The sequence below is a fragment of the Yoonia sp. genome (genome assembly GCF_036770585.1).
Taxonomy (GTDB): Bacteria; Pseudomonadota; Alphaproteobacteria; order Rhodobacterales; family Rhodobacteraceae; genus Yoonia.
Genome location: NZ_DAIPIW010000008.1, coordinates 1 through 24,155 on the forward strand (window position 1 = coordinate 1; position 24,155 = coordinate 24,155).

At 64.2% G+C, this 24,155-nt stretch carries 21 protein-coding genes; 11 read left to right on the forward strand and 10 right to left on the reverse strand.

Going from position 1 to position 24,155, the window contains the following annotated elements:
- Window positions 1-119: 119 nt before the first annotated feature.
- A complete protein-coding gene (locus tag V7N12_RS02875) occupies window positions 120-689 on the reverse strand; it encodes a histidine phosphatase family protein (RefSeq protein ID WP_333712566.1) in 570 nt (189 codons plus the stop codon).
- Window positions 686-1,210 (reverse strand): bifunctional adenosylcobinamide kinase/adenosylcobinamide-phosphate guanylyltransferase, encoded by a 525-nt coding sequence (cobU, locus tag V7N12_RS02880; protein WP_333712567.1) that lies wholly within the window; start codon window positions 1,208-1,210, stop codon window positions 686-688. The genes V7N12_RS02875 and cobU overlap by 4 nt, the downstream gene beginning before the upstream one ends.
- A 93-nt stretch (window positions 1,211-1,303) precedes the next feature.
- Between cobU and V7N12_RS02885 the strand changes: the two genes are divergently transcribed.
- The 5 genes from V7N12_RS02885 (at window position 1,304) to V7N12_RS02905 (ending at window position 7,042) form a co-directional block, all read left to right on the forward strand.
- The gene (locus tag V7N12_RS02885; protein ID WP_333712568.1) at window positions 1,304-2,182 is read left to right on the forward strand and encodes an RNA polymerase factor sigma-32; all 879 of its coding nucleotides are present in this window, start codon (window positions 1,304-1,306) and stop codon (window positions 2,180-2,182) included.
- A 65-nt stretch (window positions 2,183-2,247) separates the two neighbouring features.
- Window positions 2,248-3,441, forward strand: a complete 1,194-nt coding sequence (gene coaBC / locus V7N12_RS02890; RefSeq protein ID WP_333712569.1) for a bifunctional phosphopantothenoylcysteine decarboxylase/phosphopantothenate--cysteine ligase CoaBC — start codon at window positions 2,248-2,250, stop codon at window positions 3,439-3,441.
- 17 nt (window positions 3,442-3,458) lie between these two features.
- Window positions 3,459-3,893 carry a dUTP diphosphatase gene (gene dut / locus V7N12_RS02895; RefSeq protein WP_333712642.1) on the forward strand — a complete coding sequence of 145 codons (435 nt, stop codon included), beginning with the start codon at window positions 3,459-3,461 and terminating at the stop codon, window positions 3,891-3,893.
- The gene (locus tag V7N12_RS02900) at window positions 3,890-4,954 is read left to right on the forward strand and encodes a HesA/MoeB/ThiF family protein (RefSeq protein WP_333712570.1); all 1,065 of its coding nucleotides are present in this window, start codon (window positions 3,890-3,892) and stop codon (window positions 4,952-4,954) included. The genes dut and V7N12_RS02900 overlap by 4 nt, the downstream gene beginning before the upstream one ends.
- Window positions 4,955-5,014: 60 nt before the next feature.
- Window positions 5,015-7,042 (forward strand): M3 family metallopeptidase, encoded by a 2,028-nt coding sequence (locus tag V7N12_RS02905; RefSeq protein ID WP_333712572.1) that lies wholly within the window; start codon window positions 5,015-5,017, stop codon window positions 7,040-7,042.
- Here the strand turns inward: V7N12_RS02905 and V7N12_RS02910 are convergent.
- The gene (locus V7N12_RS02910) at window positions 7,039-7,947 is read right to left on the reverse strand and encodes a cation diffusion facilitator family transporter (RefSeq protein WP_333712574.1); all 909 of its coding nucleotides are present in this window, start codon (window positions 7,945-7,947) and stop codon (window positions 7,039-7,041) included. The two genes, V7N12_RS02905 and V7N12_RS02910, sit on opposite strands and share 4 nt — an antisense overlap.
- 12 nt (window positions 7,948-7,959) lie before the next feature.
- Window positions 7,960-8,490 carry an SH3 domain-containing protein gene (locus V7N12_RS02915; RefSeq protein WP_443089931.1) on the reverse strand — a complete coding sequence of 177 codons (531 nt, stop codon included), beginning with the start codon at window positions 8,488-8,490 and terminating at the stop codon, window positions 7,960-7,962.
- A 103-nt stretch (window positions 8,491-8,593) separates the two neighbouring features.
- On the opposite strand from V7N12_RS02915, the gene V7N12_RS02920 reads away from it, so the two are divergent.
- Window positions 8,594-9,580 (forward strand): 2-hydroxyacid dehydrogenase, encoded by a 987-nt coding sequence (locus V7N12_RS02920; protein ID WP_333712576.1) that lies wholly within the window; start codon window positions 8,594-8,596, stop codon window positions 9,578-9,580.
- A 37-nt stretch (window positions 9,581-9,617) separates the two neighbouring features.
- Here V7N12_RS02920 and V7N12_RS02925 read toward each other — a convergent pair whose 3' ends face one another.
- Window positions 9,618-10,571 (reverse strand): type IV pili methyl-accepting chemotaxis transducer N-terminal domain-containing protein, encoded by a 954-nt coding sequence (locus V7N12_RS02925; RefSeq protein ID WP_333712578.1) that lies wholly within the window; start codon window positions 10,569-10,571, stop codon window positions 9,618-9,620.
- Window positions 10,572-10,922: 351 nt separating this feature from the next.
- Between V7N12_RS02925 and V7N12_RS02930 the strand changes: the two genes are divergently transcribed.
- On the forward strand, window positions 10,923-12,290 hold the full coding sequence (locus tag V7N12_RS02930) for a phosphomannomutase (RefSeq protein WP_333712645.1): 1,368 nt from the start codon (window positions 10,923-10,925) through the stop codon (window positions 12,288-12,290).
- Here V7N12_RS02930 and fcl read toward each other — a convergent pair.
- The 3 genes from fcl to V7N12_RS02945 are packed head-to-tail and all read right to left on the reverse strand — an operon-like array spanning window position 12,287 to window position 15,785.
- The gene (gene fcl / locus V7N12_RS02935) at window positions 12,287-13,234 is read right to left on the reverse strand and encodes a GDP-L-fucose synthase (protein WP_333712579.1); all 948 of its coding nucleotides are present in this window, start codon (window positions 13,232-13,234) and stop codon (window positions 12,287-12,289) included. The two genes, V7N12_RS02930 and fcl, sit on opposite strands and share 4 nt — an antisense overlap.
- 2 nt (window positions 13,235-13,236) lie before the next feature.
- Window positions 13,237-14,352 (reverse strand): GDP-mannose 4,6-dehydratase, encoded by a 1,116-nt coding sequence (gene gmd / locus V7N12_RS02940; RefSeq protein WP_333712580.1) that lies wholly within the window; start codon window positions 14,350-14,352, stop codon window positions 13,237-13,239.
- Window positions 14,349-15,785 (reverse strand): mannose-1-phosphate guanylyltransferase/mannose-6-phosphate isomerase, encoded by a 1,437-nt coding sequence (locus V7N12_RS02945; protein ID WP_333712581.1) that lies wholly within the window; start codon window positions 15,783-15,785, stop codon window positions 14,349-14,351. The genes gmd and V7N12_RS02945 overlap by 4 nt, the downstream gene beginning before the upstream one ends.
- A gap of 457 nt (window positions 15,786-16,242) precedes the next feature.
- Here V7N12_RS02945 and V7N12_RS02950 point away from each other — a divergent pair, with 457 nt between their 5' ends.
- Window positions 16,243-18,750 carry a GcvT family protein gene (locus tag V7N12_RS02950; RefSeq protein WP_333712582.1) on the forward strand — a complete coding sequence of 836 codons (2,508 nt, stop codon included), beginning with the start codon at window positions 16,243-16,245 and terminating at the stop codon, window positions 18,748-18,750.
- A 58-nt stretch (window positions 18,751-18,808) separates the two neighbouring features.
- On the opposite strand, the gene V7N12_RS02955 is transcribed toward V7N12_RS02950, so the two are convergent.
- Window positions 18,809-19,885: an NAD(P)/FAD-dependent oxidoreductase gene (locus V7N12_RS02955; protein WP_333712584.1), complete on the reverse strand. Its 1,077-nt coding sequence runs from the start codon at window positions 19,883-19,885 to the stop codon at window positions 18,809-18,811.
- Complete coding sequence (locus tag V7N12_RS02960; RefSeq protein WP_333712586.1) at window positions 19,882-20,814, reverse strand: aldo/keto reductase; 933 nt, start codon at window positions 20,812-20,814, stop codon at window positions 19,882-19,884. The genes V7N12_RS02955 and V7N12_RS02960 overlap by 4 nt, the downstream gene beginning before the upstream one ends.
- A gap of 217 nt (window positions 20,815-21,031) precedes the next feature.
- Between V7N12_RS02960 and V7N12_RS02965 the strand changes: the two genes are divergently transcribed.
- The 3 genes from V7N12_RS02965 to V7N12_RS02975 all read left to right on the forward strand — a co-directional run bounded on the left by V7N12_RS02965 (window position 21,032) and on the right by V7N12_RS02975 (window position 24,154).
- A complete protein-coding gene (locus V7N12_RS02965) occupies window positions 21,032-22,621 on the forward strand; it encodes a glycoside hydrolase family 43 protein (protein WP_333712588.1) in 1,590 nt (529 codons plus the stop codon).
- A complete protein-coding gene (locus tag V7N12_RS02970) occupies window positions 22,618-23,436 on the forward strand; it encodes a TolB family protein (protein WP_333712590.1) in 819 nt (272 codons plus the stop codon). Before V7N12_RS02965 ends, V7N12_RS02970 begins: the two co-directional genes overlap by 4 nt.
- Window positions 23,437-23,539: 103 nt before the next feature.
- Window positions 23,540-24,154 (forward strand): nicotinate-nucleotide adenylyltransferase, encoded by a 615-nt coding sequence (locus tag V7N12_RS02975; RefSeq protein ID WP_333712592.1) that lies wholly within the window; start codon window positions 23,540-23,542, stop codon window positions 24,152-24,154.
- Window position 24,155: the final 1 nt, after the last annotated feature.

Consider the following 24,155-nt stretch of genomic DNA (forward strand, 5'->3'; position numbering starts at 1 on the left):
CAGCCGCGCAGCGACCAGCTTGAATAGCTCTTTTGGCCGATGAGAAGGCGATAGGACATGGATCGGAGCCTAGACCGATTTGCGCCCGAGATGGCAACGAAGATTTGTGGGGCTGTCCATCACGGCCTGTGATTGATCGCGCCGACGCTCCATTGTCTGCCGTCATACCCCAGTTCGGTGACGGACAGGTTGTCGATCCGGTGTCCGAAAGCCTGATACCCGCTGATGCCCTTGGCCCGTTGAAGTTGTGTCAGGATCGCCCCGAAATGGGCCACGATGATCAGGTCGGGAAGCCCTTGCGCCAGATAGCCGTCGATGGCACCCGAGACCCTGCGACAGACCGCGTTCCAGCTTTCGCCGTGCGGTGGCGCGATGTCGCCGGGGCTGTCCCAATAGGCGCGGATCGTTTTCGGGTCTTCGGCCTCGACCTCGGTGAAAGTCCGCATTTCCCAAGCGCCGAAGTTGATCTCGCGCAGGGCGGCGTCATCGGGCAAGCGTGCGGTCGGCTGCAAGGCATCGGCGGTGGCGACGGCGCGTTGCAGGTCCGAGGACACCACCGGCGCATCCGGCAGATAGTCCCGCAGGCGCCAAAGCGCCGGTTCGTCAGACAGGTCCGCCGGTATATCCGACCAGCCCACCATCGCTTTGGCATGGGTCGGCCCATGCCGGACCAGCCAGAGCCGTGTCATGACAGTTTGCCTTTCAGGACCATCGGCAGGCCCGCCATGACGACTACGACAAGGTCTGCCTGCGCGGCAATCGCCTGATTCAACCGTCCTTGGGCGTTCCGGAACCGCCGGGCGAGCGCGTTTTCAGGCACGATCCCCTGACCGGTCTCGTTCGAGACCACAACCACAGGTCGCCCTGCCGCAGCGATGGCGGCCAGAAAATCGCGCTGGGCGGCGTCAAGGTCATGCTCGCCAAGGATCACATTGGTCAGCCAGAGTGTTGCGCAATCAATCAGGACGGGTGCATCGGCGGGGGCGGTGGTCAGCGCTGCCGCGATATCCAGAGGCTCTTCGATGGTGGTCCAGTCTTCGCCACGCATCGCGCGATGGGCCGCGACCTTGGCGGCCATCTCGTCATCATGGACCTGCGAGGTTGCGATATAGGTGGGTCTTGCCGGGCCGGATTTTACCAGTCCTTCAGCAAAGGCTGATTTACCGCTGGCCGCGCCACCTAGCACGAGAGAGAGTCGAGGCAATGTCATATCCGCACTTTTTCTGATCCAGTCGCATCCCCCCTGCGTAACGATATCAAACCAAGAAGTTAATGCAGCGAACGGCTACCTGGGAGAATAAACATGGGCGTTTCCGGATTTTCCGACCAAACCTTGTCTCGCACCGCCATGAAGGCGGAACTGCTGGATGCCGAGACCGAACTGGCGCTGGCCTACGCATGGCGCGACCATCGCGACGAAAAGGCCCTTCACCGTCTGATCACCGCCTACATGCGCCTTGCGATCTCGATGGCGGCCAAGTTCAAGCGTTATGGCGCGCCGATGAACGACCTGATCCAGGAAGCCTCTGTCGGCCTGATGAAGGCGGCGGACAAATTCGACCCCGACCGCGGCGTGCGCTTTTCGACCTATGCCGTCTGGTGGATCAAGGCATCCATCCAAGACTATGTGATGCGCAACTGGTCCATGGTCCGGACCGGCTCGACCTCGTCGCAGAAATCGCTGTTCTTCAACATGCGCCGCGTGCAGGCCCGTCTGGAACGGGAAGCCGCCGCCGAGGGCCGCACCCTCGACCAGCAGGAAATGCGCGAACTGATCGCGATTGAGGTCGGCGTGCCTCTGCATGACGTGGAAATGATGGAAGGGCGTCTTTCCGGCTCCGACTTCTCGCTCAACGCGACGCAATCCGTTGACGATGAAGGGCGCGAATGGATCGACGCGCTTGAAGATAACGGCCCACAGGCGGCAGAGACCGTCGAGAATACCCACGACAACGACACCCTGCGGCAGTGGCTTTTGACTGCACTCACCTCGCTGAATGACCGCGAGCAGTTCATCGTCCGCGAACGCAAACTGCGCGATGACCCGCGCACGCTGGAAAGCCTCGGCAGCGAGCTGGGCCTGTCCAAGGAACGGGTCCGCCAGCTCGAGGCGGCAGCCTTCGTGAAGATGCGCAAAAGCCTCGAGGCGCAAAGCTCGGAAGTGCACGCGTTCTTCCTGTAACAGCACGCATTGAATATCCGGCCGGAATTGACCTAGTGTCCAGTTGATCCGACCGGAGAGACACCATGCCTGCTGGCAGACACATCTTGCTGATCATCGGGGGCGGCATTGCCGCCTTCAAAACGCTGGACCTGATCCGGCGGTTGCGGGAAGGCGGCGCGCAGGTGACGCCGGTTCTGACCAGGGCGGGCGAGGAATTCGTGACACCTCTCTCGGTCGCTGCCCTTGCGGCGGCCAAGGTCTACCGCGACCTCTTCGATCTGACGGACGAGGCCGAGATGGGGCATATCGAATTGTCCCGCGCCGCCGACCTGATCGTCGTGGCACCAGCGACCGCCGATCTGATGGCCAAGATGGCGGGCGGTCTTGCCGGCGATCTGGCGTCGACCCTGCTGCTGGCCACCGACAAGCGCGTGCTGATCGCCCCCTCCATGAACGTGCGGATGTGGGAGCATCCTGCGACCCAGCGCAACCTCGACACGTTGCAGCGCGACGGGAACCTGACCGTCGGCCCGAACGAAGGCGACATGGCCTGCGGCGAATACGGCCCCGGGCGCATGGCCGAAGTGCCGCAGATCATCGCCGCCATTGATGCGGCCCTTGCTGACGGTCCGCTGAAGGGCAAGCACATCCTTGTCACCTCGGGCCCCACGCATGAACCGATCGATCCGGTGCGCTACATCGCCAACCGTTCCTCAGGGGCGCAGGGCACCGCGATTGCGGCGGCCCTTGCCGCACTGGGGGCCGACGTGACCTTTGTGACCGGCCCCGCCGATGTGCCGCCGCCGCAAGGCGTCAGGGTGGTCAGGGTCCAGACCGCGCAGGATATGATGGCTGCCGTCGAAACCGCCAAGCCCGCCGAGGCCGCCGTCTTTGCCGCCGCCGTGGCGGACTGGCGCGTTGCCAACGCGGGGGCGCAGAAGATCAAGAAGGACGGCAAAGGCCTGCCGAAGCTTGATTTCGCGGAAAACCCCGACATCCTCGCCACGGTCTCGCAGAAGACGGACGGGCGTCCGAAACTGGTCGTCGGTTTCGCCGCCGAGACCGATGACGTGATCGCCCACGCCACCGCCAAACGCGCCCGCAAGGGCTGTGACTGGATCGTGGCCAACGATGTCTCGCCCGGGACAGGGATCATGGGCGGGGCCGAGAACGCCGTGACGCTGATCACCGCCGAGGGGTCCGAGACTTGGGACCGGATGAGCAAATCCGCCGTCGCCGCGCAACTGGCCGCGCGTATCGCAAAGGCGCTCGCGTGACCGTGCGGATCGAAGTCATGTGGGAAGACTGGGCCGACACCTCCCTTGGCCTGCCCGCCTACGAAACCGCAGGGGCGGCGGGGGCCGATATCCGCGCCAACCTGCAGGACCGCAAGGCCGTCACCCTTGCCCCGATGCAGCGCGCGCTGATCCCGACCGGCCTGCGCATGGCGATCCCCGCAGGCTACGAGGTGCAGATCAGGCCCCGCTCGGGCCTTGCACTGAAGCACGGGATCACGCTGGCCAATGCGCCCGGCACCATCGACAGCGACTATCGCGGGCCGCTGGGGATCATCGTGGTCAACCTCGGAGAAGATGCCTTCGAGATCACCCACGGCATGCGCATCGCGCAGATGGTGGTGGCCCCCGTGGTGCGGGCGACATGCCACGTCGCCGCTTTTCTTGACGACACACCCCGCAGCGCGGGCGGTTTCGGGTCCACCGGCCTATGATCATGGTCGGCAGCATGGTCGCGGTGCTTTGGGCCATCGGCTGGGCGATGAAGGTGCCCATGGCCGCTCGCTGGAACATGACCGCGATCCTGCTGGTGGCGGTGATGATCGTCCATGTGGTGCTGCCCGATGGTCACCCGCTGCGCATGGCCACAGGTGGCGACATCCGGCTTTGGGCGATCATGTTGGGCTTCGGCGTGCTGGTCTGGCTTTACCGGCGGTTTCTGGGCGGTCTGCGCGCGCGTGTGCAGGATGCGCAGACTGCCAAGCCCGTCATCCGCTCTGACAAATTCTCGGAAACCGAGCTGGAACGCTACGCCCGCCACATCATCCTGCGCGAGGTCGGCGGTGTCGGGCAAAAGGCCCTGCGCGAGGCGCGGGTGCTGGTCGTCGGGGCAGGGGGCTTGGGGGCGCCCGCGCTGGAATACCTTGCCGCCGCCGGTGTCGGAACCATCGGGGTGATCGACGACGACACCGTCGAGAACGCGAACCTGCAACGGCAGGTCATCCATCTGGACCGCAACATCGGTGTGCCCAAGGTCCATTCCGCAGCCGAGATGATGCGCGCCCAGAACCCCTTTGTCGATGTGCGCCCCTATCACCGGCGGCTCGAGGCCGCGATCGCGGCGGATCTCTTCGCCGATTACGATATCATCCTCGACGGGTCCGACAACTTTGCGACCCGTTACCTTGTCAATCAGACCGCCGTGCAGCTTGGCAAACCGCTGGTCGCTGGCGCGCTGACGCAATGGGAAGGGCAGATCAGCGTCTATGACCCCGCAAACGATGCCCCCTGCTATGCCTGCGTCTTCCCGCAAGCCCCCGATCCCGCCCTTGTCCCCTCATGCGCCGAGGCCGGGGTCATCGGCCCTTTGCCCGGTGTTATCGGGGCGATGATGGCGGTGGAAACGGTCAAGCTGATCACCGGTGCGGGGGACGCCTTGCGCGGACGCTTGCACATCTACGACGCGCTTTATGCGCAATCGCGGACGATTGCCGTCAAGCGCAGGGACGACTGCGCGGTCTGCGGCGGCGCGGGTGAAGTAATTTCGGCAAGATGATGCGCAGATGCTGGCACCTGCAGGGGCGGCATCCTAGGTTGGGGACAAAGGAGATGTCCCATGACCAACCCGCTTCTGTCCGACTGGACCACGCCCTACGGCCTGCCGCCCTTCGATGCGATCACCGACGACGACTATCCGCCCGCCGTCGATGCGGCCCTGGCCGAGGCGCGGGCCAATATCGCGGCGATTGCCGACAGCCCCGAACCGCCCACCTTCGCCAATACCATCGAAGCCATGGAACGCGCCGAAGGAACGCTGAACCGCGTTCTGGGCGCGTTTTACAATGTGGCCGGGGCCGACAGCAACGCACGGCGCGAGGCATTGCAGCGCGACTTTGCCCCCTTGCTCAGCGCCTATGGGTCCGAGATCACCGAGAACAAGGCGCTTTTCGCCCGGGTCGAGGCGGTCTGGCAGGGGCGCGACGATCTGGACCTGACCGATGAACAAGCCCGCGTGTTGATGCTGACGCGGCGCGGCTTTGTCCGTTCCGGCGCGCAGTTGCAAGGGGCAGAGGCCGCGCGCCTGCGCGAGGTCAAATCGCGCCTGTCCGTCCTTGGCACCGAATTCACGCAAAACCTGCTCGCCGATGAACGCGACTGGTTCCTGCCCTTGGCCGAGGACGATCTGGAGGGGCTGCCGGATTTCGTGATCGCCACCGCCCGTGCGGCGGGCGAAGAGAAAGAGGCAGGCGGTCCGGTCGTGACCCTGTCGCGCTCGCTGATCGTGCCCTTCCTGCAATTCTCGGCCCGCCGCGACCTGCGCCAGAAGGCCTATCAGGCATGGGGCGCGCGCGGCGCGAATGGCGGCAAGACCGACAACCGCGCGATTGCCGCCGAAATCCTGAAACTGCGGCAGGAACGCGCATCGCTGCTGGGCTACAATAGCTTCGCCGATTACAAGCTGGAAACCGAGATGGCGGGCACCCCGCAGGCGGTTCGTGACCTGCTGATGCAGGTCTGGGAACCGGCCAAGGCAGCCGCCGAAAGCGACGCCAGGGCGCTGGAACGGATGCTGCATGCCGAAGGTTTCGACGGCCCTCTGGAACCATGGGACTGGCGTTACTATGCCGAAAAGCGGCGCAAGGACCTGCATGACCTCGATGAGGCGGAACTGAAGCCCTACCTGCAACTCGACCGGATGATCGAAGCCGCCTTTGCCTGCGCGAACCGCCTTTTCGGGCTGGAATTCACGCCCGCAGACGGGCCGGTCTATCATCCTGACGTCCGCCTGTGGGAGGTGACGCGCAAGGGCGAACACATCGCCCTTTTCATCGGCGACTATTTCGCGCGCGGGTCGAAACGCTCCGGCGCGTGGTGTTCGGCGATGCGCAGCCAGCACCGTCTGGATGCCGAGGTGCGCCCCCTGGTGGTGAACGTCTGCAACTTTGCCAAACCCGAAAAGGGCAAGCCCGCGCTTTTGTCCTATGACGACGCGCGGACGCTGTTTCACGAATTCGGCCATGCGCTACACCAGATGCTGTCGGATGTGACCTATGAAAGCATTTCGGGCACATCCGTCGCCCGCGATTTCGTGGAACTGCCCAGCCAGCTTTTTGAGCACTGGCTGGAGGTGCCGCAGGTGCTGTCCGAATTCGCAACCCATGCCGAGACGGGCGAGCCGATGCCATCGGCGCTGCTGGATAAAGTGCTGGGGGCTGCGACCTACGACATGGGCTTCCAGACCGTCGAATACGTGGCCTCGGCCCTTGTGGACCTTGGCTTTCACGACGGCCCCGCGCCTGCCGATCCGATGCAGCGGCAAGAGGAGATCCTGCAAGAGATCGGGATGCCCCGCGCCATCCGCATGCGCCACGCCACCCCGCATTTCGCCCATGTCTTTGCTGGCGACGGCTATTCCAGCGGCTATTACAGCTACATGTGGTCCGAGGTCATGGACGCCGACGCCTTCGCGGCCTTTGACGAGGCGGGCGATCCCTTCGATCCCGCAACCGCCAAGCGGCTGGAGGAAACGGTGCTGTCATCGGGCGGATCGGTCGATGCGGCCGACTTATATACGCAGTTCCGTGGTCGCCTGCCGGGGGTCGAGGCGCTCCTGAAAGGGCGCGGGCTCGACAAAGCCGCCTAGATGCGCGGGTCGTCGGGGTGGCGGGTCACCCCGACAGGGTCCTTGTGGATCAGCACATCCGCCTGCGGGTATTCGGCGATGATCGCACGGCGCAGGGCCGCGCCGATGGCATGGGCCTGATCCAGCGTCTGCGCCCCGTCCAGCTCGATATGCAGGTTCACGAAGACCTTGCTGCCCGCCGAGCGGGTCTTGAGGTCATGGAACCCATGCACGCCCGCGAAACCTTGGACGATATCGGCGATCCGCGCGATCATCGCAGGGTCCGCCTGCCGGTCCATCAGCGCATCCCAAGCGGCCTTGCCGATCCGCAACGCGCCAAAGGCCAGAAACGCCGCAGCCGCCAGCGCCACGACACTGTCGATCTGGTGCAGCCCCAGCGCCCCAGACGCCCAGAGCGCAAGGATCGCTCCGGTATTCGGGATCAGGTCGCCGATGTAATGCAGGCTGTCGGCGGCCACGACCTTGTTGCCGGTGGTTCTGGCCACATAGCGCTGCCAGACCACCAGCCCGAAGGTCACCACAATCGAGAAGACCAAAATGGCGATGCCCTGCGCCTCGCGCTCGGGGAAGGTCGCCTGATCCGACAAGAGCCGCAGCACCGCCGCCACGGCGATGACCGCCGCCGAAACCAGAATGAACAGCGATTGCGCCAGTGCGGCGAGGTCCTCGGCCGAGGTATGCCCGAAGTTGTGATCGTCGTCGGCAGGCTTGGCCGCATAGATGATCGCGACCAGCCCACCCAGGGACACCATCAGATCAAGCGCGCTGTCCGCCAGTGTCGCCGCCACCGCCAGCGACCCTGTCTGTCCCAGCGCCCAGAGCTTGGCCAGCACCAGCACAAGTGCCACCGAGACCGACAGGACCCCGGCAGAGGTATTCAAGCGTTTGGCGGTCGTCTCTGACATCGGGCGGGGGCTTTAGTCGCGAAGTTCGCCTTCGCCTATACCCCAAAGCGATCCTCTTTGCACCCAGCCGCGAAAGCCGCCCGCGACGATCCGGCACCAGTCGGGATCACATTCGCCCAAGCGCCCGATCACACCGGGTTCCAGCAGCGCGGTTTCCATTGCCGCCGGATCGGGGCGCGCGCGCATCGGCACCTCGCCCTCGCTCATCACGATGGCTGTCCGCGCGCCTGACAGCATCCGGAAATGCACCCAGCCGCCTTGCCCGTCGCGGTCGATCACGCGGCGCCAGTGGCCGTATTCGGCGACGATCTGCAATGGCATGTCGCGGCGCTTGAAGACCCAGTCGATGCGGTGCGACAGCGACGGCCCACGGCGCACATTCGCCTCGGAGGCCCGCAGCGAGACGAAACGGGGCAGCGGCAGGTTCGTCTCGGGACCAATCGCCGGACCCGTGGCGATTTCCTGTGCTGCCACAGGACCAAAGGCCCCCATCGCCCACACCGCGACGACCAAGACCCGCAACCCATGCGCCATAGCTTTCATCGTGTTCACTGCTCTTTTTCAGCCGCGCGGTTCTTGTGCTGCGCGTCCCTTTCGCGCAACCTGCCATGCGAAGGCGCGCTTGCAAAGCGAAAGGGAGAGATCGATGCCGGGTAAGCAGTTGAGTGTTGTTGTGACGCGACGGTTGCCCGAGGTTGTCGAGACCCGGCTGACGGAACTCTTCAACGTCCGTCTGCGGGAAGACGACACGCCGATGACGACCGACGAACTGGCCGCCGCCATGGCCGAGGCCGATGTGCTGGTGCCCACGATCACCGACCAGATCGACGCCAAACTGCTGGCGCGGGCCGGTGACCGGCTGAAACTGATCGCCAACTACGGGGCGGGTGTCGATCATATCGACGTCGCCACCGCCCGCCAGCGCGGCATCCACGTCAGCAATACCCCCGGCGTGATGACCGAGGATACCGCCGACATGGTCATCGCCCTGATGATGGCCGTCAGCCGCCGGATGGGCGAAGGCATGGCGCTGGCCAAGTCCGGCCAGTGGCAGGGCTGGCAGCCGACCGCGATGCTGGGCACGCGGCTGCGGGGCAAGCGGCTGGGGATCCTCGGGATGGGCCGGATCGGCGCCGCCGTCGCGCGCCGCGCGCGGGCCTTCGGGATGCAGGTGCATTACCACAACCGGCGGCGGCTGCGCCCCGAGATCGAGGATGAACTGGACGCCACCTATTGGGACAGTCTCGACCAGATGGTGGCGCGGGTCGATGTGCTCTCGATCAACTGCCCGCATACGCCGTCCACCTTCCATCTGATGAACGCGCGGCGGCTGAAACTGATGAAGCCTTCGGCGGTGATCGTGAACACCTCGCGCGGCGAGGTGATCGACGAGAACGCACTGACCCGGATGCTGCGCGCGGGCGAGATCGCGGGCGCGGGCCTCGATGTTTTCGAGCGCGGACACGAGATCAACCCCCGCCTGAAAGACCTGCCCAACGCGATCCTGCTGCCGCATATGGGCTCTGCCACGGTCGAGGGCCGGGTCGAGATGGGCGAGAAAGTGATCATCAACATCAAGACCTTCGCCGACGGGCACAGGCCGCCCGATCTGGTGGTGCCCGCGATGTTGTGATCAGGCATGTCGGCCCGACGGTCAAAGCGGTCAGGCCTCAGCCATCCAGTCTTGAGGCTTCCTGATAAAGCGAGACGGCCTTCGCCATGTTGTCCGTGACTTGGTTGCTCATGAGGAACATGACACCCAAGGTGATGTCGTCGCTCATTTGACCGGCGGTCAATCCCGACACGACCCGCTTCATGAATGACCAGTTTTTCGCGACTTCGTCCAGACTTGCGGCGATTTCATCCGTTGGCGGCGGTTCGATGCCAACGTCTTGCCGACCCTGACGCAGCGCAGTCATCGAGGTGTCGAAGATCTCGGCCGCTGTGGCCAGTTCGGCGGCGCTTTGATCCGGATTGATCCCGCGCGAAATCAGGCAGCCGGTCTTGGCGATCTGTTGGGACAGCGTCTCTTGTCGTCCGGCGATGTCCAACCGCAGGACGTCACTTTGCAGCACGGTTGTCTGGGTGGAATACTGGCTGCTGATCTGCACGATCAGACCGTCGACGATATCGCGAACCGCCACGCTCTGCGATGCCATCGCGGCGATGTCGTCGACGCTGCCGTCACCCGCTTCGACTTTCGCGGCAAGCGCGGCCATCGGTGGCCAGACCTCGCTCAGCGCGGCAAATCTCGCAAGCGTGCGGGGGCGTTCCTCGGCCTCGATGATCCCCAAGGCGGGGTCGCCGAATTCAAGCGCCGCGGCGATCTGGTCGAAACGCGCAACTGTTTCGGTCAGCGTTGCCCTGCTGCTGACGGGTTCCATCCCCGCCGCGAAATAGCAGGCGGCCGAGACGATGCGCTCGTTCAGCATGCGCAAATTGCCCGCCAGCGTGATGCGTTGGCTTGCCCCGCCATCGGCGATCTGTTCAGAAACCATGACACCGGTGAGATTTGTCGTCTGCGCCTGCAGTGGTGCCGCGACAAGCGCGCCGGCCAGCGCTGTCGCCACGGCAATCCGCGCAACCACCGGTTTCTGCTGAGGGCGGGAAAAGAAGTTTGTCATGCGAATGTTCCTCGTTATGGTAAAACCAAGCGCCTGGATCATCAGTCAGGATCGCCCCAATGGTCGGAGGATCACATAAAGTCGCATCGCACGACAGGTGGTTCTCGGAAAAGTGAATCTTTGTCGTCTGCGACCTTTTGGTCGGTCCGATCCTGCCCCGTCATGAAGATGCTGCCCCGTGTGCCGGTCCGACGGGATCTTGCGGCAGATGAGCCTTGACCGCGATGAAAGGGCAGGGATCATGTCATGAAAGCAGCGCCGACGAAAGGGCTGGCAAAGATCACCGGTGATCCCGCCTGTCGCGGTCACTGGGGAAAGCCAGGCCATGTGGACAAGGACCTTACCCGCGATATGCTGACCTGTTTCAAGGCCTATGACGTGCGTGGCCGCCTTGGGGTCGATCTGGATGAGGGGATTGCCTATCGGATCGGGCGGGCCTTTGCTGTCGCCTTGCAGGCACGCAGGGTCGTTTTGGGCCGCGATGTGCGCGCCTCGTCCGAAAGTCTGTCGGCAAGTGTCGCCAAGGGTGTTGCGGACGCGGGCTGCGATGTTCTCGACCTTGGGCTTTGCGGCACCGAAGAGATGTACTTCGCGACATCGCATGTCGGCGCAGACGGCGGGATTTGCGTGACGGCGTCACACAACCCGATGGACTACAACGGAATGAAGATGGTGCAGGCGGGGTCTGCGCCGCTTGATCCCGAAGGGCTGGCGCGGATCAGGGCGCTGGCCGAGGCGAACACCTTCGCCCCGGCGGCCGGTGGTGCGCTGCGCGACATCGGCCCGCAGGCCCGCGCGGCCTATGTCGCCCGTGTCTGCGACTTTGTGGATGCCCGCGCGCTTAAGCCGTTGAAGATTTTGGTCAATGCCGGTCACGGGGCTGCCGGGCCGACCTTTGACGCGATTGCGGATGCGCTGGCGGCAAGGGGTGCGGCATTGCGGTTCGAACGCCTTTTCCACGATCCCGACGGGGGGTTTCCGCAAGGCATCCCGAACCCGCTCTTGCCGGAAAACAGGCCGGTCACCGGCAAGGCGGTGCTGGCGACGGGGGCGGATTTCGGGGTGGCCTGGGACGGGGACTTTGACCGCTGTTTCTTCTTCGATCACACCGGCGCATTTGTTGATGGCGAATATGTCGTGGGCCTTCTGGCGCAGGCGTTTCTGGGCAAGGAACCCGACGCCAGAATCATTCACGACCCGCGCATCATCTGGAACACGCAGGATATCGTCGCAAAGGCGGGCGGGCGCGCGGTGCAAAGCCGGACGGGCCATGCCTTCATCAAGCAGGCGATGCGGGATCACGATGCCGTCTACGGGGGCGAGATGTCGGCCCATCACTACTTCCGCGATTTCGTCTGTTGCGACAGCGGCATGATCCCGTGGTTGCTGATGGCCGAACTGGTCAGCCGCCACGGCCCGCTTGCGGCCCTTGTCGCCGACCGGATCGCGGCCTTTCCATCATCGGGCGAGATCAATTTCACCTTGGATGATCCTCAGGCCGCGATGGCCCGCGTCGAGGCGCGATTTGCGGGTCTGGCGCAGGCCACCGACAGGACAGACGGCGTCAGCTACGATCTGGGCGCGTGGCGCTTCAACCTGCGCAGTTCCAACACCGAACCTCTGGTCCGCCTGAACGTCGAAGCGCGGGGCGATGCAAGCCTTGTGGCCGCCGGTGTGCAGCAGGTGACCGATCTTCTGCTGGGGCAGGAGGGCGCCTAGGGCCGGGTCAGCGCGCCTGTTTCAACCAGCGCGGCATAGGTTGACCGCAGGCCTTGCTGCAAATCCAGCCTCGGGCGCCACCCCATTCTTCGCAACCGCGCGCTGTCCATCAACTTGCGCGGAGTCCCGTCTGGCTTGGTGCTGTCGAAGACTAGGTTTGCCTCGTAGCCCACGACCTTTGCGATCGCTTCGGCCAGTTCCCTGATGGCGACCTCTTCGCCGGATCCGACGTTGATGTGCCCCTCGTTGGAATAGGTCTTCAGCAGGAACACCAGCGCATCGGCCAGATCGTCGCAGTGCATGAACTCGCGCAGGGGGGTGCCCGAGCCCCAGATCACGACCTCTGCCGCGCCTGCGACCTTCGCCTCGTGGAACTTGCGCAATAGCGCGGGCAGCACATGCGAGGTTTGCAGGTCGTAATTGTCCCCCGGCCCGTAAAGGTTCGTCGGCATGGCCGAGATCCAGTCCCGCCCGTATTGCCGCCGGTAGGCCTGCACCGCCTTGATGCCCGCGATCTTGGCGATGGCATACCATTCGTTCGTGGGCTCCAGCGGGCCGGTCAGCAGGCTGTCTTCGCTGATCGGCTGGGGGGCGCGTTTGGGATAGATGCAAGAGGACCCCAGAAACAGCAGACGCTGCACGTCATTGGCATGAGCGGCACGGAAGATGTTGCTTTGCAGGATGATGTTTTCCTGAAGGAAATCGACCGGGTAGCTGTCGTTGGCAAGGATACCGCCCACCTTTGCGGCCGCCATGACAATCGCATCCGGTCGTGTCGCCGCCATCCAGGCATCGACCGCCGCCTGATCGGTCAGGTCGACCACATCGCGGCCTGCGGTAATCACCTCGCAATCCTCTGCCGCAAGACGCCGCACGACCGCGCTGCCGACCATGCCGCGATGGCCCGCCACCCAGATGCGCTTGCCCGTCAGGTCATAGGCCATCGTCACTCCAGCGCCATGGGCAAGTCCAGCCCGTGTTCCTTCAAGAGCGCCGTCCGTCGCGCCGCCTTGTGATCTTCGGCGACCATTTCCGCGCACATGTCCTGCGCGGTGATCTCGGGCTCCCAGCCGAGTTTCTCCTTGGCCTTGGAAGGATCACCCAGCAGGGTTTCGACCTCGGCGGGGCGGAAATAGCGCGGGTTGATGCGCAGCACCACGTCACCGACCCGCAGGGCGGGGGCAAGGTCGCTTTTGACGGCGGCAACGGTGGCGATTTCGTCCACACCCTCGCCCGAGAATTCCAGTTCCAGCCCCAGTTCGGCGGCGGTCCAGCGGATGAAGTCGCGCACCGAATACTGGCGGCCCGTGGCAATCACGAAATCCTCGGGCTGGTCCTGTTGCAGCATCATCCACTGCATCCGCACATAGTCCTTGGCATGGCCCCAGTCGCGCAAGGCGTCGATGTTGCCCATATAGAGACAGGGCTCCAGCCCCATCGCGATATTGCACAGACCGCGGGTGATCTTGCGGGTCACGAAGGTCTCGCCCCGGCGCGGGCTTTCGTGATTGAAGAGGATACCGTTGCAGGCGAACATCCCGTAAGCCTCGCGGTAGTTCACGCAGATCCAATAGGCGTAAAGCTTGGCGACTGCATAGGGCGAGCGGGGATGGAAAGGCGTCGTCTCGCGCTGGGGGGTTTCCTGCACCAGACCGTAAAGTTCCGAGGTCGAGGCCTGATAGAAGCGCGTGGTCTTTTCCATGCCCAGAAACCGGATCGCCTCGAGCAGGCGCAGGGTGCCAAGGGCGTCCACATCGGCGGTATATTCGGGGGCTTCAAAGGACACCGCGACATGGCTTTGCGCGCCGAGGTTATAGACCTCGTCGGGGGCGATATCGCGGATCAGGCGGGTCAGGTTCGAGGTATCGGTCAGATCGCCGTAATGCAGGCGCATCCGCGCGCCACCTTCGTTGGGATCCTCATAAATGTGGTCGATGCGCTGGGTATTGAAAGACGAGGCGCGCCGCTTGATGCCATGCACCTCATAGCCCTTGGCCAGCAGGAATTCCGCCAGATAGGACCCGTCCTGCCCCGTGATGCCCGTGATCAGTGCTTTTTTCATTGTTTGCTTTCGATTTGTCCGCGCGCATAGACGTCATCATAGCGGATGATGTCGTCCTCGCCGAGGTAGGTGCCGGTCTGCACTTCGATCAGGACGACCGGGACCTTGCCGGGGTTCTCCAAACGGTGGACGGCCCCCAGGGGCACGTAGATCGACTGGTTCTCGGACAGCAGCCGGATGTCGTCATCGACGGTGACCTTCGCGGTCCCTTCGACCACGATCCAGTGTTCGGCCCTGTGGTGGTGGCTTTGCAACGACAGGGCAGCACCCGGGTGGACGTGGATGCGTTTGACCTGAAAGCGGTCGCCGATGACAAGGCTTTCGAACCAGCCCCATGGCCGGTGGTCCTTGGGAAAGTCCGTGGCCTGTCGTGCGCCCTGTCGCTTGAGGGCGGCAACGGCGTCCTTCACCTCTTGCGCGCGGCTCCGGTCGGCGACCAGAACGGCGTCGTTCATGGCCACGACGATGGTATCCTTCAGCCCGATCCCTACGACTGCGACCGTGTCGCTTTCCGACCTGATCAGCGTGGTGTCACACTCCAGCGCGGTGGCGGCCCCGCTGGTGATCACACCGCGTGCATCGCCCTGGCCCAGCCGCCGGATCGCGTCCCAGTCGCCAAGGTCCGACCATGCCGTCGCCAGCGGGATGACGCTGAGGTTTGCAGCCCGTTCCATGACCGCATAGTCGATCGAGATTTCATCCGCCTTTGCCCAAGGACCCGGCGCCAGACGCAGAAAGCCCAGATCGGGCGTGGCCTCGGCATAGGCGTGGCCCACAGGGGCAAGCAGGGCAGGGGCATGGGCCTCGAAAGCCGCGATCATGGTCTTGGCCGAGAAGAGGAAAATCCCCGCGTTCCACAGAAAGTTGCCCGCCGCCAGCATGGCGCTTGCGGTCGCCTGATCCGGCTTTTCGACAAAGCGCGTCAGTCCGACAGGTGTGAGACCATCCGGCTGGGCGGCCAGTTCCAGATAGCCATAGCCTGTCTCGGGCCGGTCGGGGGTCACGCCGAAGGTGACGATGCGGCCCGCCTTGGCGGTGGCCTCGCCTGCCAGAACGGCGGCGCGAAAGGCGGCGGCATCGGGGATCACGTGATCGGAAGGCGCCACCAGCACCAGTCCATCGGGGTCTGTGGCCGCGACATGCAGGGCCGCCGCAAGGACGGCGGGGGCGGTGTTGCGCGCCGCGGGTTCGATCAGGATCGCGCCCGGATCGATGCCTGCATCGTGCAACTGCTCGGTCACGATGAACCGGAAATCCGCGGCGGTGACGACCACGGGTGCGGCGAACCCCGGTGCGACCAGCCGCGCGGCCGAGGCCTGAAACAGCGTCTCTTGCCCGATCAGCGGCACGAACTGCTTGGGGTAGGACTTGCGCGACAAAGGCCAAAGCCGTGTCCCGGACCCACCACACAAAAGAACCGGAGTGATCGTCATCTCGCCTGCCTCGCCACCCTGTTGTCCAGACGCTTTCCCATCTCGCAGGTCGATGGTTGCGACAAAGGGAACGCCCCGTCGTCAATTGTTTGGCGCAGCGCCGGTTGCATTGCAACCATGAAGAGTCTCCCCGAGACCTGCGGACGGACCCCTGCTTGTCACACGAACTGGCCCCAAAGGTTAATGCCCCATTCACATCTTCCCCGCATGCATCCTTAACCCCGCTTTCTGTCCCCAGCCCGCCGACGTCATGCCGACGTTATGCCGACGTGATGCAGCACCGCAAAACCCCAACAAACACACGCATTCATCCCCGATTCGGGGGGCGGACGGCGACCGGCGCACCGCGCGTTGCGTGCCGCTTGTCGCTTTCGCGCCCAAACGCGTCGGCTGGTTCTTTCATGGCCGTGCCATTTCGCGCAGATTACGCGCCAAGAACCCATGGGAGTCGCAGGTCATGAAAACGCAAGTCAAAGCTCTGGTCGTCGGTGGCGGCGCGGTCGGCACATCCATCGCCTATCACCTCGCCAAGGCTGGGTGGGACGATGTCATGCTGCTGGAACGCGACGAACTGACAAGCGGGTCCACATGGCACGCGGCGGGTCTTCTGCCGCTTTTCAACATGTCCTATGCGACAACCCATATCCACAAGTACTCTGTTGATTTCTACAAGACTTTGGAGGCAGAAACCGGCCTGAACGCAGGCTTCGCCGTGGTCGGCAACCTGCGCATGGCGCAGACGCAGGAACGCATGGATGAATACATGCTCTATGCCGCGACCGCCGAGACCTGCGACGTGCCTTACGTCTGGATGACCCCTGACGAGATCAAGGCGAAATGGCCGCTGATCAATACCGAAGACCTGAAAGGCGCGCTTTATCATCACACCGACGGCTACATTAACCCCGCCGATGTGACCCAAGCGATGGCCAAGGGTGCGCGCCAGCGCGGCGTGATGATCGAACGCAAATGGCAGGCCGACGCCTTCCACTGGACCGGCACCGCCTGGGAGGTCACCGCGACCCGCATGGTCGAAAAAGGCGGCAATCTTGTCCCTTCCGACGAGCAGATCGTGATCACCGCCGAACATGTCGTCACTGCCTCGGGCAACCACGCGCAGACCACGGCGAAAAAGCTGGGCATCAAGATCCCCGCGATCCCCGTCGAACACCAGTTTATCGTGATGGATCAAGATCCTGCGCTGGTCGAGTTCCGCAAGGCGGGCAATGTCGAACACCCCGTTGTCCGTGACGCCGACGCGCAATCCTATGTGCGCGAGGAACGCGGCGGATGGATCCTCGGCGTCTATGAAAAGGGCGCGCCTGCGGTCTTTGAATACGGCGTGCCGGACAGCTTCCGCGCCGATCTTTTCCCGCTCGATCTGGAACGGATCGAGGCGCAGTACATGGCCATGAACCACCGCATCCCGTCCTGTGAAGACAGCGGCCTGAAGGACGATTTCAACGGCCCGATCTGCTATACGCCCGACGGCAACCCGCTGGTGGGTCCGGCCCCGGGACTGCGGAACATGTGGCTTGCCGAGGGCTTCAGTTTCGGGATCACGGCGGCTGGCGGCACGGGCCATTACCTTGCCCAGATGATGGTCGAGGGCGAGGCCGAGATCGACATGGCCAGCCTTGACCCCAAGCGATACGGCGACTGGATGACGACCGAATGGGCCGCCCGCAAAAACGAAGAGGCCTACGACCACGTCTACATCCTGCACCACCCAGACGAAGAACGCCCCGCCTGCCGCCCGCTGCGCACGTCTCCGGCTTATGACCGTCAGGCCGCACGCGGCGCGCAATTCGGGTTGGTGAACGGTTGGGAACGCCCGAATTACTATGCGCCACAAGGGTTTGACGACCACGCCAGCCGATCGTTCCGCCGTGGCGGGTGGTGGCAATATGCCGTGCAAGAGGCCCGCGCGATCCGCGAAGGCGTGGGCCTGATCGACGCCACCGCATTCGCCAAGCACCGCGTCTTCGGCCCGGGTGCTGCGGCTTTTCTCGACTGGTTTACCTGCAACCGCCTGCCGAAAGTCGGGCGCATCAATCTGACCTATGCGCTGACCAGCCATGGCACCACACGCACCGAATACACCATCGTCCGGCTGAAAGAGGATGAATTCTACCTCGTCTCCGCCGGCGCATGGGAGGCCTACGACAGCGACTATCTCAAGAAGGCGGAAGAGGACTGGTGGAGCGCCAATGCCGCGACCGGCCAGTGGCTGGGGGTCGAGAATGTCACAACCCGCTGGGGCGTCTTCGCCATCGCCGGACCGAAATCGCGCGACGTGCTGAACGCGGTGATCAAGGACGCCGATCCGGCCACCGCCTTGTCGAACAAGCGCTTCCCGTGGCTGTCGGCCAAGCGGATCGAACTGGGCATGTGCCCCGTCAACGCGATTCGTGTGGCCTATACCGGCGAGCTGGGCTGGGAACTGCACCACCCGATCGAAATGCAGAACTATCTCTTTGACCTGCTTGAGAAAGCGGGCGAGGCACAGGGCATGAAACTGGTCGGTGCGCGGGCGCAAAACTGGCTGCGGCAAGAGAAATCCTATCGCGCCTTCGGCAATGAGCTTGGCCGCGACGCCACCCCGCTCGAGGCGGATTTGCCGCGCTTTGTGGACCTGTCCAAGGACTTTTACGGCAAGGCCGCGATGGAGGCGAAGGGCATCCGCAGCAAATGCGTGACCCTGCTGATCGACGGCCCCGACGACGCCGACCCTTGGGGCCGCGAGGCGCTTTATGACAGGGACGGCAACCGCGTCGGCCGCCTGACCTCGGGCGGTTATTCGGTGGCTTTCGGAAAATCCATCGGCATGGGGTATGTCAAGCCCGACAGCGCCGTGGTGGGCACGCAGTTGCGGGTCAAGATGCTCGACCAGCTTTGGCCCGCCGAGATCGTCGAGGACAGCCCTTACGATCCAACCAACGCGAGGATCCGGATCGACGCATAGGACAGTGGCGCAGCACCGGGGCGCATCAGCGATCCGCCCCGCTGCCCGCCGCACCACATCACGCGCCCGAAAAGCGAGCCGGCAGAAGGGCTTGCACCGTTTCGTGCGGCAATTCCGGTGTGCGCCCGGCGACCAGATCGGCCAGAAGCTGGCTGGCGGCGGGGGATGACTGCATCCCGTAGCCGCCCTGTCCTGCGCACCAGACAAAGGACCGCTCGGCCGGGTCGGGGCCCAGAACCAGCGACCGGTCCGGCGCGAAGGTTCGCAGACCCGCCCAAGAGGACAAGAGCCGCGTCACCGGTTCGGTGACGTTCGCCTCATACCGCGCGAGCCCTTCGGCCAGCACCATGTCATCGGCATAGGCGTCATGGGGTTCGACAAGGTCTTCCTCGGCGGGCGAGACGATCAGCGCGCCTGCGTCGGGCTTCGCATACCAGTCCTCGCCCGGACCAAAGAGCATCGGCCAGCCGCTGACGTCATGCCCGCCCGGGGCGGGGATACGCGCCATCGACCGGCGGAGCGGCGTCAGCCCAAGCGGCGCGATGCCTGCCATCACGGCGATCCGGTCGGCCCATGCACCGGCGGCATTGACGATGGTGCGGGCGGCGTAGATCTCGGTCCTTGTGGTGACCGACCAACCGCCGGCGATGCGGGACAGGGCCGTGACTTCGGCTTTCGTCGCGATCTCGGCGCCGTTCCCGCGTGCTGTTCTGGCGAAAGTCTGCACCAACCTGTCGGTGTCGATGTCCCAGGCGTGCGGGTCATAGGCTGCGCGGTCGATCACGCGGCGGTCAAGGATCGGGACCATGCCCAAAGCCTCGTCCACCGTGATCGATGTCAGCTTCATCGCGGTCTGGTCGGCTGCAAAGAGCGCGGCCTGGTCCGCCCCGCCCACCAGCATAAGCCCGCGCGGGCTAAGGACATCGGCTGCGGCGTGAAAGGCCTGACTTGCCTTGTTGAGATCGACCGTCGAAGGCTTGCCGTAGTTTTCCTCGAACAGCGCCGCCGACCGGCCCGAGGCGTGATAGGCAAGCGCGTCCTCGGCCTCGAGCACGGTGACAGTTCCAAGTTCGGACAGGCGCGCGGCGGCGGAAACGCCGGCAATCCCGCCACCGATGACCAGAAAGTCGATCATGCTTCCTCCACCCGGTCGGTTGCGGGCGCTGGCGTGATGCTGAGCGCGGTGATCCGGTCTGCAAGTGCGTCGTCCATGACAAAATCCAGCGCCGCAAGAGAGGGGGCGAGTTGCTCGGTCGACCGCGCCGAAATGATCGGGCGCGGCTGTGCTGCATGGCGCGCGGCCCATGCGACCGCCAAGGTGGCCGGGTCCTGCCCGATCGTCGCTGCCAGTTCGGCCAGATGCGCCGCGCAGTCGTGCATCCATCCTTGCGCGTAGCGGGCGTTGTAGCGGTTGTCCTCGGCCAGCCGTCCAAGCGCGCCCTTCGCATATTTGCCTGTCAGCAACCCGCCGCCCAAGGGCGAATAGGGAAAGATCGTGATCCCCTGATCGGCGGCCATCGGGAAGATCTCGACCTCGGCCTGCCGTTTGACGAGGTTATACATCGGCTGGATCGCGTCGATTTTCGTGCCAAGGGCGCGGGCGACCGCTTGCGCCTTCATCACCTGCCAAGCGGCATAGTTCGACACGCCGATATAGCGGATCGCGCCGGATTGCTGAAGCTCGGCCAGCGTCTCGAAGGTTTCTTGCAGTGGTGTGGCATCGTCGAAACGGTGCATGTAAAGCAGATCGACGGCGTCCTCGCCGCGCTGGCGTCGGCTTTGATCGAATTGCGCAAGGATGTTCGCGCGGCCAGCGCCCCCTTCGAAGCCGACCTTGGTAGCAATGAAGAGGGCGTCCCTGTCGGCCCGGATCATCGGGCCAAGCAGCGTCTCGGACGCGCCGCCGGTATAGCCGACGGCGGTGTCGAAGTGGTTGATCCCCGCCGCGCGGCAAGCGCCGAACATGTCATGGCTGGCCCGTTCATCCGCCTTGCCGCCGAATTGCATCGTGCCGAAAGCAAACCTTGTGACCCTCGTGCCGTTTCTGGTCGTCAATTCCGTCATCGTGGTTCCTTTCGCGCATATTATCGGCTTGCGCGCCATATCGCCTGTCCTGCCGGGGAATCTCAACCACCAATCGGCCACATGGCCCCGATCCTGTGATTGACATTCGCGGGGCGGCATGGTGGCCTCTTCCGTAATCGTTATAGGAGGCAACGATGAAACCCCTGTCACCCCCTGCGGCACCCGCTTTGCGCAACTTCAAGTCCGAGGCTCGCAGATGATCCGCAATCCCATCCTGCCGGGTTTCAACCCCGATCCGTCGATCTGCCGTGTGGGCGAGGATTACTACATCGGCGTCTCGACCTTCGAGTGGTATCCCGGTGTGCAGATCCATCATTCGCGTGATCTGGTGAACTGGCGGCTGGTGGCGCGGCCTCTGAACCGCGCGGCGCTTTTGGACATGCGTGGCAACCCCGACAGCGGCGGCATCTGGGCACCCTGCCTGTCCCATGCGGACGGCAGGTTCTGGCTGGTTTATACGGATGTGAAGCGGTTGGATGGCAGCTACAAGGACGCGTTCAACTACATCACGACTTGCGAGACGATAGACGGCGACTGGACCGATCCGTGGTTCGTGAATGCCTCGGGGTTCGATCCGTCGCTGTTCCATGACGCGGATGGCAGCAAATGGTTCGTCAACATGCGCTGGAACCATCGCGGGCAGGGCACGGGGTGTAATCCTGCGCATGACGCCTTTGACGGTATCCTGTTGCAGCAATGGTCGCCCGAGCGCGGGCTCTTCGGGCCGGTCCGGAACATCTACGCAGGGACGCCACGCGGGCTGACCGAGGCGCCGCATCTCTTCAAGCGCAACGGTTATTACTACCTGACGACCGCCGAGGGCGGGACCGGTTACAACCATGCCGTCACCATGGCGCGGTCACGGGATATCTGGGGTCCCTATGAGGATCATCCGAACCGGCACGTGATCTGCGCGGATGGGTCCGACAGCCCGATCCAGCGCACCGGCCACGGCCAGTATGTCGAGACCCATTGGGGCCGCCATTATCACACCTTCCTGATGGGCCGCCCGCAGCAGCCGGGGCCGTTCTGCGCCACGGGGCGCGAGACCGGGATCGAAGAGGTCGAATGGCGCGATGACTGGCTTTACCTCAAGGCGGGCGGAATGGTTGCGCGCGCAGAGGTGCCCTCGCCGACAGGGGCCAGCGCAGCGCCACGCGCGGCGGTAAGGCGCAAGCTGGGCGGGCCGCTGCCGATGGAATTTCAGTGGTTGCGTATCCCGCAGAAGGAGCGTCTGTTCCGCGAGGACGCGGACGCGCTGACCCTGATCGGGCGCGAAAGCATCGGAAGCTGGAACGAACAGTCCCTTGTCGCGCGCAGGCAAGAGGACCCCGGCTATGCCGCCGAAACCGAGGTCGATTTCGCCCCCGAAACCTATCAAGAGGGTGCGGGCCTTGCGACCTATTACAACCGCCACAAGTATCACGCCGCCGTTGTCTCGCACGAGCCCGGGATCGGGCGGGCGCTGGTGCTTCTCTCATGTCCGGGCGACTGGCCGGGCGGCAATGTCGTGATGGCGGCGGAACCCATGCCCCTGCCGGAAGGGCCGGTCCGGCTGAAAGTCGAGGTCGATCTGGCGGCCCAGCAGTTCTTTGTTCTTCTGGACGGCGACTGGCGGCCCTTCGGGCCTGTTCTGGACGCCTCTGTCATCTCGGATGAAGGCGGGCAGGGCGAACATGCCTCGTTCACCGGCGCATTCGTGGGGATGGTGGCCTTCGACATGACGGGTCATGGCCGCGAGGCGCGGTTTACCCGCTTTGACTATGTCCCCGCCGGTGCGGCGTGATCAGCGAGGTTTGCCTCTACGATCTTGCCAGCCGCAAGGCGCGGGTGATCCTGCGCCACAAAGGGCATATCGAGGCCCCGAACTGGCATCCTGACGGCTATCTGATCGTGAACGGTGGCGGGCGGCTTTATCGCCTGCCGCTGGATGCGCCGTCGCTCGCGCTGATCGACACCGGCTTTGCGGTCGGCTGCAACAATGACCACGGGATTTCGCCGGATGGTCAGCGGCTGGTGATCAGTGACAGCACCGAAGAAGGCAAAAGCTGTATCTACACGCTGCCAATCGCTGGCGGCACGCCGCAGCGGGTGACGGACAAGGTGCCATCCTACTGGCACGGCTGGTCGCCTGACGGGGGGACGCTGGCCTATGTCGGGCACAGGGGAAAGAGGTTCGCGCTCTATACGGTCGCGGCAGCGGGGGGCGGGGAAATTTGTGTGACCGATGCCTTCGATCATGTGGACGGGCCGGATTACACGCCCGACGGCCAGTGGATCTGGTTCAACGGTGAACGCGACGGCGCGGTGGATCTTTGGCGTATCCGTCCCGATGGCACGGGCTTGCAGCGGATGACCGGGGATGCGGCGGTCAACTGGTTTCCGCATCCCTCGCCCGATGGGGCGCAGGTGGTCTATCTGGCCTATCCGCCCAAGACCAAGGGACATCCGGCCAATCTCGATGTGGCGCTGAAACTGATGCCTGCGATGGGTGGAAGGGCCGAGACGCTTTGCAGGCTGTTCGGCGGACAAGGCACGATCAATGTCCCGAGCTGGGCACCCGACAGCGGCGCCTTCGCCTTTGTCCGCTATCAGGTCTGATCACCGCAATTTGGGTTGGAACATTGACTTCGATGCGCTTCAAATGGCTAGTGGGGCGCAAAACAGGGCAATGGGCAGAGATCGACGTGTCTGAAGGACAGTTGTGCAGTTTCGGATCAGTCGTGTGAAGGGTGGTCCCCAAGCGCGCGCGGGCCAGGTCATCGGCCTTTTGGGCGGGTCTTTCGATCCGCCGCACGAAGGGCATGTGCATATCTCGAAAGCGGCGCTGAAACGGTTCGGGCTGGATCATCTGTGGTGGCTGGTCTCGCCGGGGAACCCGCTGAAGGCACATGGCCCGGCGCCTTTGCAGGACCGGATGCAGGCGGCCCGCGCGATCATGCGGCATCCCCGGGTCACCGTGACCAATATCGAGGCGCATCTGGGCACGCGTTACACCGCGCAGACCATCAGGGCGCTGCGCCGCCGCTATCCGGGTGTGCGCTTTGTCTGGGTCATGGGGGCGGATAATCTGGCACAGTTCCACCGCTGGCAGGACTGGCGCTGGATCATCGAAACGGTGCCGGTGGGCGTGATGGCCCGACCGGGCCAGAGGATCGGCGCGCGCCGGTCGAAGGCGGCAAAGGTTTATCGGCAGGCCCGGATCATGGGCCGTGCGTCGCATGTCCTGGGGTATCTGGAGGCTCCGGCTTGGACGTTCATCAATGTGCCGATGTCCGACCAGTCTTCCAGCGCGATCCGAGCACGGGGGGAATGGTGAT